Raw genomic sequence first — 13,150 nt, 5'->3', positions numbered from 1 at the left:
CGCTAACTCTATCTGGCTACGACAGCGCCCCCGGTTCGACTCGGCTGTCACTGGCGAACGGGTTGCTGACCGCCTGCAACGCGCGCCGCCACGGGAACTGGCCGCGGAACCGATCGGTCTGGCCGGGACCGCCCAGGCGCATCACGTCGTCGCCGTACAGCACGCGGACACCCCAGTCGCGCAGCTTGGCGAGGCTCTCGTGCAGCGACGGGTGCAGGGCCATGACCTTGTTCGTGTACGGCACCACCACGGTGGGCACGCCGAAGCCGTACCCCTCCACGAGCAGGCCCAGCACCAGGGTGTCGGTGATCCCGGCCGCCCACTTGTTGACCGTGTTGACGGTCGCCGGGGCGACGATCATGGCGTCCGCGGGCGGGAGCACGTCGTGATCGCCGGGGTTCTTGTAGTAGGTACGTACCGGATGTCCGGTCTGCGCCTGAAGTGCTCCCACGTCGACGAACTTGCGCCCGTCGGGCGTGGTGATGACACACACCTCCCAGCCGTCACGCTGGGCGAGGTCGACGAGAACGCCCACGTCGCGGGCGATGGGTGAGCCGCACACCAGCACGTACAGCACCCCGGACGAGGATTCCCCGATCACCGAGAGACCCACCTCATACGCCGACTCCCATCTGTTCTGCCAGCTCCGCGATGGATGCCGGCGGGGTGCCCCGGGTGCGCCGGAGCACGTCCGAAAGAACCTCGTGCGCCAGCGGACGGCACCGGATCTCGGACGGCGCCAGGCGGTCCCCTTCCAGCAACATCTCACTGGCCTTCTCGACGTCGCCGATCTGCGTGTACCCGCGGGCGATGTCGAGGTAGTGGTGCGCCCGGCGTTCGGGCAGCATCGCGGCGAAGGACTCCATGTCGAGCCGCTCGTGCGTCTCGACGGCCTTGCCGCCCTCGCCCAACTCCACCGCGGCGGCCGCCCGGTGCAACTCCACATTGGTCGGGCCGAAGCACGTCCAGTAGTAGTTGTAGTCGCCACCGAGCTTGGCCGCCGCCGCCTCCGCGCCGCTGACCAGGTCACGTACGGTGGCGTGATCACCGATCCGGGCGGCGGCCATCGCGCCGGTGAGCAGCAGCAACCCGTACACCGACAGGCGCTCGGGGGTCGAGGTCTCCGACGTGGGCGCCAGCCGGTTGGCGATGTTGACGTTCACCTCCAGCGCGGAACGCACCCGGCCCAGCGACAGCAGCGCCATGCCGACCCGGTGACTGGCCATGCCCGCCAGCAGTTGGTCGCCCGCGCGCTGCGAGACCGCGATCGAACGGTCCGCGGCCAGCCAGGACAACTCGTGCTCGCCGACCTTGCGCAGCGCGGACGAGGCGATCTGGTACACCTGCCCGAGCAGGTGCGCGGCGTCGCGGGCGTCCGGCCCCGTCGCGTACGCGCTGTCCGCGGCCTGCGCGTCGCGCAGCAACTGCGGCAGCTTGCGGGCCAGTACGCCGTACTTGGCGTGCTGGTAGGTCAGCCAGGCATGGCTGACCGCCTTGCGCATCTCCGACAACGGCGGCGAATGCGGCACCGCCTGGAAGAACGCGCTCATCTGGTCGTAGCGCTCCAGCGCCGCGCGGATCTGTTCGACCTCGACCTGGTCGATGCAGTTCTGTGTCTCGGGACGCCGCTCCACGTCCTTGCCCAGCAGCAGCTGAACGTCCACTTGGAGCACGTCGGCGATCTCATATACGACCGAGAACTTGTCGAGTCGGCGTACCCCCCGCTCCACCTTGTCGACCCAGCTCTTGGACTTACCCAACCGGTCCGCGAAGACCTGCTGGGACATCTTGCGTCGGCCGCGCCAATAGGCGACGCGGCGGCCGATCGGCAGCTCGTCCACGGTGCCTCCCCAACTCATCCGGCGACCCCTGCCGGTGAGCACCGGTGTGTCGTCTGCAGTCTGAATCCCAGGTCCCCGTGCTGGTCGCACAAGCTGTGTGATCGCCTGCCCACCGCTGCTCGTAGTTTCTCATGCAACTTGCAAAGGGTGAATCTGCTCGAACCAACGATGCGTGTCGCGCTTGGTGACGGCACCCCCGCCTGCTATAGCGGCGGCGAGTCGGAGAATCGGGGTTTTCGAACCATGCAGTGGAGAACGCGGCACCCAGTCGTCCCGGTACGCCTCGCCGAGCGGCTCGGCGTGGAACGTTTGCGGCTGCGGCGCGCCGCCCGGCGCTACGCCGCACACGGCTGGGCGGTGACGCCCGGTGCCTGCCTGACCGGCGACCGCTTCTCCTGCGGCCGGGCGGGCTGCCCGATCATGGGATGCCATCCCGCGCTGGAGTCCTGGGAGGACGATGCCAGCACGGACCGGGCACGGGTGAGCGACTGGTGGCGGCACCGGCCGTACACGGTGCTGCTGGCCACCGGCGTGAGCTTCGACGTGGTCGACGTGCCCGCGGCCCTCGGGCTGCGCGCCCTCGGCGCGGCCCGGCTGCACGCGGGCGTGCTCGGCCTCGAACACGCCGACGGGCGTGGCCCGGTCGCGGTCACCCCGGCGGGCCGGTGGATGTTCTTCGTCCGGCCGGGCACCCCGCTGCGCCCCGAGCTGGACGCATGCCTCGACATCGTGCGGCACGGCCGTGGTTCGTGGGTGCCCGCGGCGCCGAGCCGGATGCCGGAGGGCCCCGTCCACTGGGCGGTCGCTCCCGACGAGGTCCACTGGCGACTGCCCGCCGCGGGCGCCGTGCAGACCATGCTCTGCGACGCGCTGGCATCGCTGCGGCGCCGGGCCGACCCGGCACGCCCGCCGCACGGCACCGGGCAGATCCTGTGCGTGCCGCGGCAGTTGTCCACTTCGCGCCGCGCCGGGTAGAGCGGTCCGCACACCGCTGTCCACCCGATCGTCTGGGCGGACGGCGAAGGGTTCGCGGGCATGAGCGGGGGCACACATGACGAACTCAACGTAGCGACATCCCCGAGCAGGGTCGAGTCACTCGATGGAATGAAACAACTTCACCGAAATGGACAGTGGTGGACCGTCCTGCCGGGCGCCTCGCGGACGACCGGGAATCAGACCCAGGTGGCCAGTTCGCGGTACGCCTCGACCACCGCCGCCGTACGCTCGGCCAGCTCCGGCCCGGCCTCGGACGGCCCGGTCCCACCCACGGCGGCCAGCCGGCTGATCGCCAGCTCCGCGTCCCGGGCGGTCCGGCCGACCCGCTGCTCACGCAGCAGGGTCTCCCCCGTGTGTGCGGCGGCGGCGATGCTGCGCAGCATCCGGTTGGCGGTCAGGCCGGTCTCCCGCCACAGCTCCTCCACCCGCTCCCGCTGCGCGGCCAGCGCGTCGGCGGCCGGGCTGCCGTGCGGCAGTTCCGTACGGGCGGCCTCGATCAGCTCGTCGCGCAGGACGCGGATCTGCTGGCGGCGCGCCAGCAGCGCGGCCAGCTGTTCGAGCCCCCGGGCCAGGGTCCGGTCGGCGTCCACCGGGTCGATCAGTTCGCGCAGTTCGGGCCAGGTCCGCCGGATCCGGTGCGAGACGGCCACGGCCCGCTCGTACGCGATCCGCTCCTCGCGGGCCAGCAGCACGTGGGCGTGCTCGCCCCGGGGCGTCGCGAGCACGCCGGGGCGGGCGGCCCGGGCCTGCACCCAGGCGACCAGCACGAGCAGCCCGATCGAGCCGAGGGCGGGCGGCTGCCAGGCGATGCCGAACGCGTTCAGTACGACGCAGCCGACCAGCAGGCCGAGGCCGAGCTGCCACAGGACCGCGACCCGGCTCTCCCGGCTGCGTCCGCTGGGCGGGGCCGGCACGACCTCGATGACGGATCCATGCTGAGTACGGTGGGCCCGACCGGTACGCATCCGCAGCCGCTGCGGCGACACGACGACCTTCTCGGCGTCGATCCCGATGTGCAACCCGGCGGCAACCCGCGCACTCACGCCGAGCCGGCCAGGGGCGTTGCCTCCCGGCTCCTGCTTCGCGGCGGTGCGCTCGGTCACGGTCTGCCCCTCTTTGACCTTGGGCGGGCCCAGGGCGCCGAGGGGGTACGTCCGGGCCCGCCCGCCTGCGGTGTGATCCGCAGGCGCCATTCGAATCGGGTGTACGGGGGGCTACCTGAGCCCGGCCGGGGTGCATCCCGGGTGCGGGCCCCGGCGGGGCCCGGTCCGCATCGACTCCGGCCGCTAGGCTGCCCGCATGGACGGGGTGGATGTGGTGCTGCGCAAGTACGACGGCCGCCCGCACCGGCGGGTCAGCACGATCCACCTCGGCGAGGACCGGCACGGCACCTGGCTGGGCACCCCGATGGGCACGATCGTGCACTACAGCTACGGCGACAAGGCGCCGGCACCGACCCAGCAGAACGCCGTCCGGCTCGTGCCCCGCGACCAGTGGTGGTGTGCGGTGTTCTTCGCCGCGCCCAGCCACCGGGACGTGTACTGCGACATCACCGCCCCGGCGCGCTGGCACGGCCCGGCCGAGGTGACCCTCATCGATCTGGACCTGGATCTCGTCCGGTACCGCGACGGCCGGGTGGAGCTGGACGACGCGGACGAGTTCGTCGCGAACAGCGCCGCGTTCGGCTACCCCGCCGAGGTGGTGGCGCGGGCCCGGGCCGCGGCGGCCGGCCTGCACGCCGACCTCACCAACGGCGTGGAACCCTTCGGCACGGACTACCGCACCTGGCTGGAGAAGCTGTGACAAGGTCGAGGTGTCCTTGGCACTTCCGGATCTTGTTGACCTGCGGTGTGTGACTGACCCGAAGACTCCAACGTTCGGTGCGGCGCGGGCTGACTCAGAGGGTCGGCTCCGGCACGGGCTGGATGGAGCGGATGCCGCGGCTGACCGTGGCGGCGACCGCCGCCCCGGCGACGGTCAGCGAGAACACGATGACCGCGACGGCGCTGCCCCAGCCCGCGATCAGCACCCCCGCCAGCAGCGGCGCGGCCGCCGACGCGAAGCTGGTGGCGAAGAAGATCACGCTGACCACCCGGCCCTGCAGCCGGTCCGGGGTGATCGCGGCCTGGTGACCGAAGAGCGCCGCGTTGCAGGCGGGGCCGAGGAAGACCGCGAGCGCGACCGGCACCGCGGCGGCGACGCTGCCGGTCAGCAGCGCGCAGGTGGACATCAGGGCGGCCGCCAACCAGCAGATGCCACGGATCAGTACGGGCAGCCGCATGCGCCGCTGCAGGGCGGGCGCGGCGAACGCGCCGAGCAGGCCGCCGACCGCGACGACGGTCTGCACCGAGCCGATCAGCGCGGGCGCGACACCGTGCCGCTGCAACGTCACGATGATGGTGAAGATGATCGCGTCGATCGCCAGGTTGAGCGGGGCGGCGATGAGCAGGATGGAACGCAGGAACGGGTTGGCGTAGACGAACCGCAGCCCCTCCACCATCGCCGCCGCGTGCCCGCCCCGGGTCTCCTCGCGGGCCTCCTGCAGCGGCTTGCGCAGCAGCAGCACCCCGCCCAGCGAGGCGAGGTGGGCGAGCGCGTTGGTGAGGAACGGCAGGGCCCGGCCGAGGCCGAACAGCAGCCCGCCGAGCGGCGGCCCGGCCAGCGAGGTGGCGTACGTGCGGGCCTCGTTGCGGGCGACCGCGGCGGGCAGTTGCGTGCTCGGCACCAGGTTGCGCAGCGCGGACTGCTCGGCCGTACGGAAGATCGACGAACTCATCGTGCCGATCACCGCGACGATCACGACCAGCGCGAGCGGCGGCGCACCGCGCAGCACCGCGATCGCGAGGGTGAGGTAGGCCAGCACGCTGACCGCGTCGCAGGCCAGCATCGCCCGGCGGCGGTCGATCCGGTCGACCAGCACCCCGGCGGGCAGCCGGCAGACCAGCGCGGCGACCAGGCCGATCGTGCCGACCAGCCCGGCCTGCACCGGCGAGTTGGTCAGGGACAGGACCAGCAACGGTACGGCGAGGGCGGCGGTGGCGGAGCCCAGGTCCGATAACGACTGACTGACCCATAGAAGGGTGAATTCCCGGTTGCGCCACAGATTCTGCGGTGCGTCCGTCATGTCTCGACTCTCCCGGCGCCCCGCACACGGGGTCAAGCACGCATCGACGTTAAGTGATGGATCTCCGGTTGTCCATGCTCACCGCAGGGTCGCAAGATGCACGGCCGGCCCCGGCGCGGGTCGGGACCGGCGCGCGAATTCGGCGGGACGCCGCAGCGGCCCGGCGGCTAGAGTCGGCGCCATGCAGGAGGTCACCACGCACGACGAGATCCGGGAACTCCTGGGCGCCCCGATGCCGCGGGTGGCGCACAAGGAACGGCACCGGTTGCACGACTACGACCGGCAGTGGCTGGCCAACTCACCGTTCTGTCTGGTGGCCACATCGGACGCCCACGGACGCTGCGACGTCTCCCCCAAGGGCGACCCGCCCGGTTTCACGCTGGTCGTGGACGACACCACGATCGCCCTGCCGGAACGGCCCGGCAACCGCCGCGCGGACGGCTTCCACAACGTCATCGAGAACCCGCACGTCGGCCTGAACTTCTTCGTCCCCGGGCGCGGCGACACCCTGCGGATCAACGGGCGGGCCCGGCTGATCCGCGACGCCGACTTCTTCGACCGGATGGTGGTGAAGGGCCACCGGCCGATCCTCGCCCTGCTGGTGGAGATCGAGGAGGTCTTCTACCACTGCTCGAAGGCGTTCCTGCGCTCGGCGCTGTGGCGCCCGGAGACGTGGCGGCCCGAGCAGGTGCCGAGCCGCCCCCGGATCGCCCAGGCGGTCGAGCGGCCCGAGGACGAGCTGGCCGAGCTGGAGCGCTACTACGGCCCCTCGTACGCCGAGCGCCTCTACGGCTGACGACGACCAGCCGGGCGCCATGGCGCCACCCAGCATCACCGGCGTGCCGGGGTCGGGCATACTGGGGCCACCATGCAGCCCCCTCTCGGCCCGGTGCCCGTCACGCGATGACCACGCAGCCTGCCGATCTCACCGTGGGATCCCAGCCGGATCTGGCCCAGGGGTTGATCATGCTGTGCCCGGCGGGCCTGTGGACCGCGCGCAGCCAGACCGATCTCGCTCAGGCGCTGGATCACGCCTGCAACGAGCAGCCACGCGCGGTGATCATCGACCTGACCCGCCTGGAGATCGCCGGGGAGATCGACGGCGCCGCCCTCGGCGAGCTGCACTCGGGCGCGGGCCGCCGGCCGGGCGTCCTGCTGCTGTGGGCCAATCCCAGCCCGGCGCTGGCGCTGCGGCTGGGGTGGCTGGTGCAGTCGCGGTCGCTGTTCCGCGGCGTCGACGAGGCCGTCGGGTACGCGCTGCGCAACCCGGGCGGCATGCTCACCCCGCCGTGGGCGTGCGAGCGGTACCCGGCCGCCCCGGAGGCGACGGCGGCCAGCCGGCGGCTGGTGGCCCGCGCCTGCCACCAGTGGGACGCGCTCGACGCCATCGACGACGCGCAGCTGGTGGTCAGCGAGCTGACCGCGAACGCGGTCGAGCACGGCCGCGGCGACGTGATCGTCTCGGTCGACCTGCGCGACGGCACCCTGACGATCGCCGTACGCGACGAGAACCCGGCGCCGCCCGCCCCGCGCGCGGCCGACGCGGACCGGCACCCCCTGCGCGACCGCGGCCGCGGGCTGATGATCATCGAGCGGGTGTCGACCGGCTGGGGAACGCTGGCCCGCCACCCAGCCGGCAAGACCGTGTGGGCCACGCTGGCCACCCGGCGCGGCGCCTGAATCCCTGGCGCCCGGGACGCCGGGTGGGCAGCATGGAGGGGACGCGCGTACCGAGTCCCGCGGAGGTTCGCCATGACGGAGGTCCAGGCCGTCCCGCAGCCCGACTGCGATGAGTACGAGTACGACGAGGCGCACGACGCCGACGGCCGTACCGGGCGGCCACCCGCCGCGCCCCCACCCCTGCGGGTGCCCGCGGACATGCATGTCACGGACACCGGCGGCGACTACGGCTACGACTGCGCCCACGACCTGAGCTGAACCGGTTCCGCCACGCCCGGACAGATTCGTCAGATCCTTGCCGGTTCCTTGAAGCCCGATTGAGGCTGAGTTGACCCTGGTCGCCGACCTTGGATGTCGACAGCACCGGTTGGCACTCAGAGCTCCCGGTCGAGGGAAGGAACTTCTGATGCAGCGTGGCGGAATGAGCATGATCGCGGCGGCCGCGACGGTCGTCGGTGGCATCGCGCTCAGCACCGGCGTGATGTGGCAGGCGTCCAGCGCCGCTTTCACGGCGTCGACCAACAACGCCGCCAACTCCTGGAACGCCGGCACCGTCGCCCTCAACGACGACGACAGCAGCTCCGCGATGTTCACCGCCAGCGGCCTGCGGCCCGGCTCGACGGCCCAGAAGTGCATCAAGCTGACCTACAACGGCAGCCTCTCCGGCACCGTCAAGCTGTACAGCTCCGCCGTGTCCGGCGCCCTCGGCCCCTACCTGGACCTGCAGGTCGAAGAGGGCACCGGCGGCGACTTCAGCAGCTGCACCGGCTTCACCCCCGCAGGCGGGCCCACCTACACCGGCACGCTCGCGAACTTCGGCAGCACCAAGACCGACTTCACCTCGGGCGTGGGCACCTTCGCCCCCACCGGCGCCGGGCAGGTCCGCACCTACCGCATCACGTACACCCTGAACGCCACCACGCCCGACGCCCAGCAGGGCGCCACCGCGAGCGCGACGTTCAACTGGCAGGCGGCGAGCTGACCATGACCACCACGACCACGCAGCGCCACGCCACGGACTCGAAGCTCCCGGGCGGCCCCGGCACCGCAACCCAGGGCCGCCCGGCAACCGACGCCGTCGCGAAGGTGCCCACGGCGATCGAGGACCAGCAGGTTCCCGACTCGCGGCCCGGGCTGACGCTGCGCTGGTCCCTGCCGGTGGTACGGCTGGTGGCGATCGGCCTGCTGGCCGCCGCAGCGGCGGTCCTCGCCTGGACGCTGCTGCCGCTGACCTGGGGCTGGACCTCCGCGGTGATCGTGAGCGGGTCGATGAGCCCGCGGGTGCACCGCGGCGACGTGGTGATCAGCTCCCCGCCGGGGCCGGACTGGCAGCCCGCGGTGGGCCAGGTCGTGACCGTCCCCGACCAGGTGCACCCCGGCCAGACCCTCACACACCGGATCGTCGGGTTCGACGAGCAGGGCCGGCTGCTCACGCGCGGCGACGCGAACGGCAGCGACGACCCGTTCCGTACGAACCGGGACCAGGTGCGCGGCATCGGACGGCTGCTGGTGCCCCGGATCGGGCTGGCCACGCTGCTGCTGCGCGAGGGGCACCCGGCGATGTTCGTGACGCAGAGCCTGCTGGTGCTGGCCGCGCTGGGACTGGTGCTGCGGCTGCCCGCCACCCCGCGCCTCCGGGCCGCGGCGGAAGCGCCCACGCAGACCGCTCCCCAGGCGGAAGCGCCCACGCAGACCGCTCCCGAGACCGAAGCGCCCACACAGAGCGCACCCGAGACCGAAGCGTCGCCGCAGAGCCCCGGCAGGGCCGAGGTTTCCCTCCAGGCGAGGCCGAAGCGTCCCGTCGACACCCGGCCGAGGCAGAAGCATCCCCGCAATGCCCGGCCGAACGGCAAGCGCAAAACCCACGCCTGAACTGATCGAGAACTCTCATGTCCGGCGTATCCCGGCCGACGTAGACCCGGAGGGAGGACGGATGGCTGGCGGCGCATCGTGGGCTCGCCGGGGACGGCGCCCGGTGAGGCGGCCCGGCCGTACCCATCGCGGCCTGCGGGCCGGCCTCGCCCTGCTGGTGGTGCTGAGCCTGGCCGGACTCGGGCTGCTCCCCACCAGCCTGGCCGCCTTCTCGGCCACCACCTCGGGCCCCGCGTCGTCGTTCACGGCGCGCGCCACGTTCGGCCTGACCCAGACCGTGGGCTGTTTCAGCCACAACGGCTCGGGCGGCTGCGGCACGGCCACCGGCATCCAAGAGGGCGAGAGCGTGGTGGTCAGCCCGGACGGCGACCACGCGTACGTCGCCACGTCCGTGAGCAACAGCATCGCCGAGTTCTCCCGGAACGCTTCGACCGGGGCGCTCACGCAGCTGGCCAGCCCGAACCGGTGTGTCAGCAATGCCGCCATCACCAACTGCACCACCGTGTCCGGCTCGCTCGACGGCGTCTACGACATGGCGATCAGCCCGGACGGCAAGCACCTGTACGCCGTCGCCTCCCGCAGCTCGACGGTCACCGCGTTCAGCCGCAACACCAGCACCGGCGTGCTCACCGCGCTGGCCAGCCCGAACAAGTGCCTGTACGACAGCACCGTCAGCAACCCCGGCGGCTGCACGTCGGCGCGCAGCATCGCCGGCGCCGACGGCATCGCCATGAGCCCGGACGGCGACTTCGTCTACGTGGCGGGGTACTCCTCCAACTCGGTGACGGTCTTCAGCCGCAACTCCACCACGGGAGTGCTGACCCAGCTCGCGGGCACGGCCGGGTGCATCACCAACACCACAGTCAGCGGCTGCGCGCGGGGTTACGGGCTGGGACAGCCGTACTACCTGCGCATCGCACCCGACGGCACGAGCCTGTACGTGGCGTCGTACAACAGCGACGCCGTCGCGGTGTTCCAGGTCAACACCACCACCGGCGCACTCACCCAGCCCGCCGACCCGAACGCCTGCCTGTACGACAGCGGCTCCACCGCGATCGCGAACTGCACCTCCGCCAAGGGCCTCTCGGGCGCCTACAACGTGGCGATCGCCCCGAACGGCAAGACCGTGTACGTGATGGGCTACGACAGCAACAGCGTCGCCGCCTTCACCCGCAACACCAGCACCGGGGTGCTGACCCAGCTCGCCAGCCCGAACGCCTGCCTGTACGCCTCCGGCAGCACCGCGATCACCGGGTGCGGCAGCGCCCGGGCGATCACCGGGCCGACCTCGATGACGTTCAGCGACGACGGCCTGTTCGCGTTCGTGTCGGCGTTCGGGGCCAACGCGGTCGCGGCGTTCCGCCACGACAACACCACCGGCGAGCTCACCCAGATCACCGGTACGTCGGGCTGCATCTCGACCACGACCACCGGCTGCGTCACCGGCAGCGGGATGCGCTACGCCAACGCCCTCACGACCAGCCCGGACGGGCGCGACGTCTACGTCGCGGGCGGCTACTCCGGCGGCGGCGGTACCGGCTACGTCGCCGCGCTGAACCTCACCCACTGACTCACGGGGTGCCCTGGACCTCGTCGCGGCCCCAGCGGCCGGGGATGCCGCGCAGGGCCAGCGAACCGATCGGCGCGACCAGGTGCGGCTTGCTGAGCAGCCGTTCCGGGGTCGGGTCCAGGCCGAGCAGGACCCGCAGCAACAGCAGCGGGGTGCCGGTGGCCCAGGCCTGCGGCGAGCAGGCGGTCGGATACTCCACCGGCATCCGGGTGACGTGCCGGTCGTAGCCGACGAAGACCTCCGGCAGCCGGTCGTCGAAGTAGCGGGCCGCTTCCAGCGTCGCCACGGCCAGCCGGCTGGCCTGCTCGCGGTAGCCGTACCGGGCCAGGCCCGCGGCGACCAGGGCGGTGTCGTGCGGCCACACCGTCCCGTTGTGGTACTCGACCGGGTTGTAGGCGAGCTGCCCGCTGGCCAGCGTGCGGATGCCCCAGCCGGAGAAGAGCCGGTCGCCGGTGAGGTGGGCGACGACCCGTTCGGCGGCCGTGTCCGGGACGATCCCGCTCCACAGCAGGTGGCCGACGTTCGAGGTGAGGGTGGGTACGGGCGCCTTCGCGCCGTCGAGCGCGAACGCGTAGCAGCCGATGTCGTCGAGCCAGAAGTCGCGGTGGAACCGTTGCGCGAGGGCGTCCGCGTCCGCGTCGAGGTGCATCCCCCACGCCGGGTCCCGCCACACCTCGCGGGCCAGCCGGGCGGTGCGGCGGCGCGCGTCGTACGCGTACCCCTGGATCTCGCAGACCGCGGGCGGTCCGGCCGCGAGCGTGCCGTCGGGGTGGACGATCGAGTTCCAGGAGTCCTTCCAGCACTGGTTCACCAGGCCGGTACGCGGATTGCGAGTGCGGTACTCCAGGTATCCGTCGCCGTCGAGGTCGCCGTGCTCTTCGATCCAGGTCATCGCGGCCCGCGCGGCCGGTTCCAGCTCCCGCACCGTGGCCCGGTCGCCGGTCCAGCGCTCGTACTCGTCGAGGACGACCAGGAACAGCGGCGTGCTGTCCGCGGAGCCGTAGTACGGCGAGTGCGGGCGTTCGGCGAAGTGGGTCAGCTCGCCGTGCCGCAGCTCGTGCAGGATTTTGCCCGGTTCGGCGTCGCGGAAGTCGTCGAACTCGGCGGCCTGCTGCGCGGCGAGCGCGCGCAGCGTGGTGCGGCACAGTTCCGGGGCGAACGGCAGCGCCTGGTAGCTGGCCAGCAGGCTGTCGCGGCCGAACAGCGCCATGAACCAGGGCAGTCCGGCGGCGGGCAGCGACGAGTTCGGGACGGTCTCCGGGAAGAACCGCAGCGCGGCCAGGTCGACGAGGCTGCGCCGGTACACGCGGTGCAGGTCCTGCCAGTCCGTCTCCAGGCGGGGGGCGGCGGCCAGCCAGCCGTCCAGGGTGCCGGGGATGTTGGGCTGGTGGGACAGCTTCGGCACGGGGCGCAGATGCTCGGTCGCGACGGAGATCTCGATGTCCGTACGCCAGGTCTCGCCGGGTTGCAGTTCCACCCGGTACGCCAGCGACGACTCGGTGAAGAACGCGCCCGGGGCCTCGATCGTGGTCTCCCGGCGCAGGTCGGCCCGCTCGTACCCGAGGACCACCCGGTCCTGTTCGAGCCGGTGGTAGAAGCGGCCCACCTTCGCGAGGTGGTCCTTGATCTCGAAGATGTCCGCGAAGTCCGCGGCGAACAGCAGGCTGATCTCGGCCCGCAGCGGTCCCGTGCCGTGGTTGTCGAGCTGCAGGTGTTCCTGCATCCCGTCGCCGACGTGGCGGCGCCGGATCAACACCACCGACGAGTTCCGGTACGGCGAGCCGGTGGGTGAGACGAGGAAGAACAGCGCCTCGTCGTACTCGATGGCGTCGCCGGACAGCGCCTCCAGCTCGCGCCCGTTGAGCCGGACCTGCCAGCGGGACAGGTGGCGCATGTCCCGGTAGAACAGGCCCGCCGGTTCGTCGGGGCGGGCGTCGATGTCGCCGGCCGGGTCGCTGACGACGAAGGTGCTCCCCTCGAGGATGTGGACCTGTCGTGCGCGCACCGTTCCTCCTCAGGCCGCCGCCCACGGTGTATGCACACATTTTGATGAATCGGAGGCGTCCG

13 protein-coding genes are annotated in these 13,150 nt (G+C 72.0%); 8 read left to right on the top strand and 5 right to left on the bottom strand.

Annotated elements, in window-relative coordinates:
* Positions 1 to 16: 16 nt before the first annotated feature.
* Positions 17 to 601 (bottom strand): flavoprotein, encoded by a 585-nt coding sequence (locus tag EV385_RS23130; protein WP_130511353.1) that lies wholly within the window; start codon positions 599 to 601, stop codon positions 17 to 19.
* Between the two features lie 13 nt (positions 602 to 614).
* The gene (locus EV385_RS23125; RefSeq protein ID WP_130511352.1) at positions 615 to 1,841 is read right to left on the bottom strand and encodes a helix-turn-helix domain-containing protein; all 1,227 of its coding nucleotides are present in this window, start codon (positions 1,839 to 1,841) and stop codon (positions 615 to 617) included.
* A 243-nt stretch (positions 1,842 to 2,084) separates the two neighbouring features.
* On the opposite strand from EV385_RS23125, the gene EV385_RS23120 reads away from it, so the two are divergent.
* Positions 2,085 to 2,816 (top strand): bifunctional DNA primase/polymerase, encoded by a 732-nt coding sequence (locus EV385_RS23120; RefSeq protein WP_130511351.1) that lies wholly within the window; start codon positions 2,085 to 2,087, stop codon positions 2,814 to 2,816.
* A 197-nt stretch (positions 2,817 to 3,013) separates the two neighbouring features.
* Here EV385_RS23120 and EV385_RS23115 read toward each other — a convergent pair whose 3' ends face one another.
* On the bottom strand, positions 3,014 to 4,030 hold the full coding sequence (locus EV385_RS23115; RefSeq protein ID WP_242625388.1) for a hypothetical protein: 1,017 nt from the start codon (positions 4,028 to 4,030) through the stop codon (positions 3,014 to 3,016).
* A gap of 106 nt (positions 4,031 to 4,136) precedes the next feature.
* Here EV385_RS23115 and EV385_RS23110 point away from each other — a divergent pair, with 106 nt between their 5' ends.
* Positions 4,137 to 4,640: a ribonuclease FAU-1 family protein gene (locus tag EV385_RS23110; RefSeq protein ID WP_207229907.1), complete on the top strand. Its 504-nt coding sequence runs from the start codon at positions 4,137 to 4,139 to the stop codon at positions 4,638 to 4,640.
* Positions 4,641 to 4,734: 94 nt separating this feature from the next.
* Here the strand turns inward: EV385_RS23110 and EV385_RS23105 are convergent, their stop codons facing one another.
* Positions 4,735 to 5,961, bottom strand: a complete 1,227-nt coding sequence (locus EV385_RS23105; RefSeq protein WP_130511350.1) for an MFS transporter — start codon at positions 5,959 to 5,961, stop codon at positions 4,735 to 4,737.
* Positions 5,962 to 6,142: 181 nt separating this feature from the next.
* On the opposite strand from EV385_RS23105, the gene EV385_RS23100 reads away from it, so the two are divergent.
* The 6 genes from EV385_RS23100 (at position 6,143) to EV385_RS34400 (ending at position 11,083) form a co-directional block, all read left to right on the top strand.
* Positions 6,143 to 6,757 carry a pyridoxamine 5'-phosphate oxidase family protein gene (locus tag EV385_RS23100; RefSeq protein ID WP_130511349.1) on the top strand — a complete coding sequence of 205 codons (615 nt, stop codon included), beginning with the start codon at positions 6,143 to 6,145 and terminating at the stop codon, positions 6,755 to 6,757.
* Positions 6,758 to 6,864: 107 nt separating this feature from the next.
* Positions 6,865 to 7,641 carry an ATP-binding protein gene (locus tag EV385_RS23095; protein WP_130511348.1) on the top strand — a complete coding sequence of 259 codons (777 nt, stop codon included), beginning with the start codon at positions 6,865 to 6,867 and terminating at the stop codon, positions 7,639 to 7,641.
* Positions 7,642 to 7,713: 72 nt separating this feature from the next.
* Entirely contained in the window at positions 7,714 to 7,899 is a 186-nt protein-coding gene (locus tag EV385_RS23090) for a hypothetical protein (RefSeq protein WP_130511347.1), read from the top strand.
* Positions 7,900 to 8,062: 163 nt separating this feature from the next.
* The gene (locus tag EV385_RS23085) at positions 8,063 to 8,623 is read left to right on the top strand and encodes a hypothetical protein (protein ID WP_130511346.1); all 561 of its coding nucleotides are present in this window, start codon (positions 8,063 to 8,065) and stop codon (positions 8,621 to 8,623) included.
* A 2-nt stretch (positions 8,624 to 8,625) separates the two neighbouring features.
* Positions 8,626 to 9,513 carry a S26 family signal peptidase gene (locus EV385_RS23080; RefSeq protein ID WP_130511345.1) on the top strand — a complete coding sequence of 296 codons (888 nt, stop codon included), beginning with the start codon at positions 8,626 to 8,628 and terminating at the stop codon, positions 9,511 to 9,513.
* A gap of 103 nt (positions 9,514 to 9,616) precedes the next feature.
* Positions 9,617 to 11,083, top strand: coding sequence for a lactonase family protein (locus tag EV385_RS34400; RefSeq protein ID WP_207229906.1), 1,467 nt, complete (start codon positions 9,617 to 9,619; stop codon positions 11,081 to 11,083).
* 1 nt (position 11,084) lies between these two features.
* Here EV385_RS34400 and EV385_RS23065 read toward each other — a convergent pair whose 3' ends face one another.
* Entirely contained in the window at positions 11,085 to 13,088 is a 2,004-nt protein-coding gene (locus tag EV385_RS23065) for an amylo-alpha-1,6-glucosidase (protein WP_130511344.1), read from the bottom strand.
* Between the last annotated feature and the right edge of the window lie 62 nt (positions 13,089 to 13,150).

It is taken from the genome of Krasilnikovia cinnamomea (assembly GCF_004217545.1).
Classification (GTDB): Bacteria; Actinomycetota; Actinomycetes; order Mycobacteriales; family Micromonosporaceae; genus Actinoplanes; species Actinoplanes cinnamomeus.
Note: the sequence above shows the minus strand (reverse complement) of the source record. Positions and strands in the feature narration are given on the sequence as shown.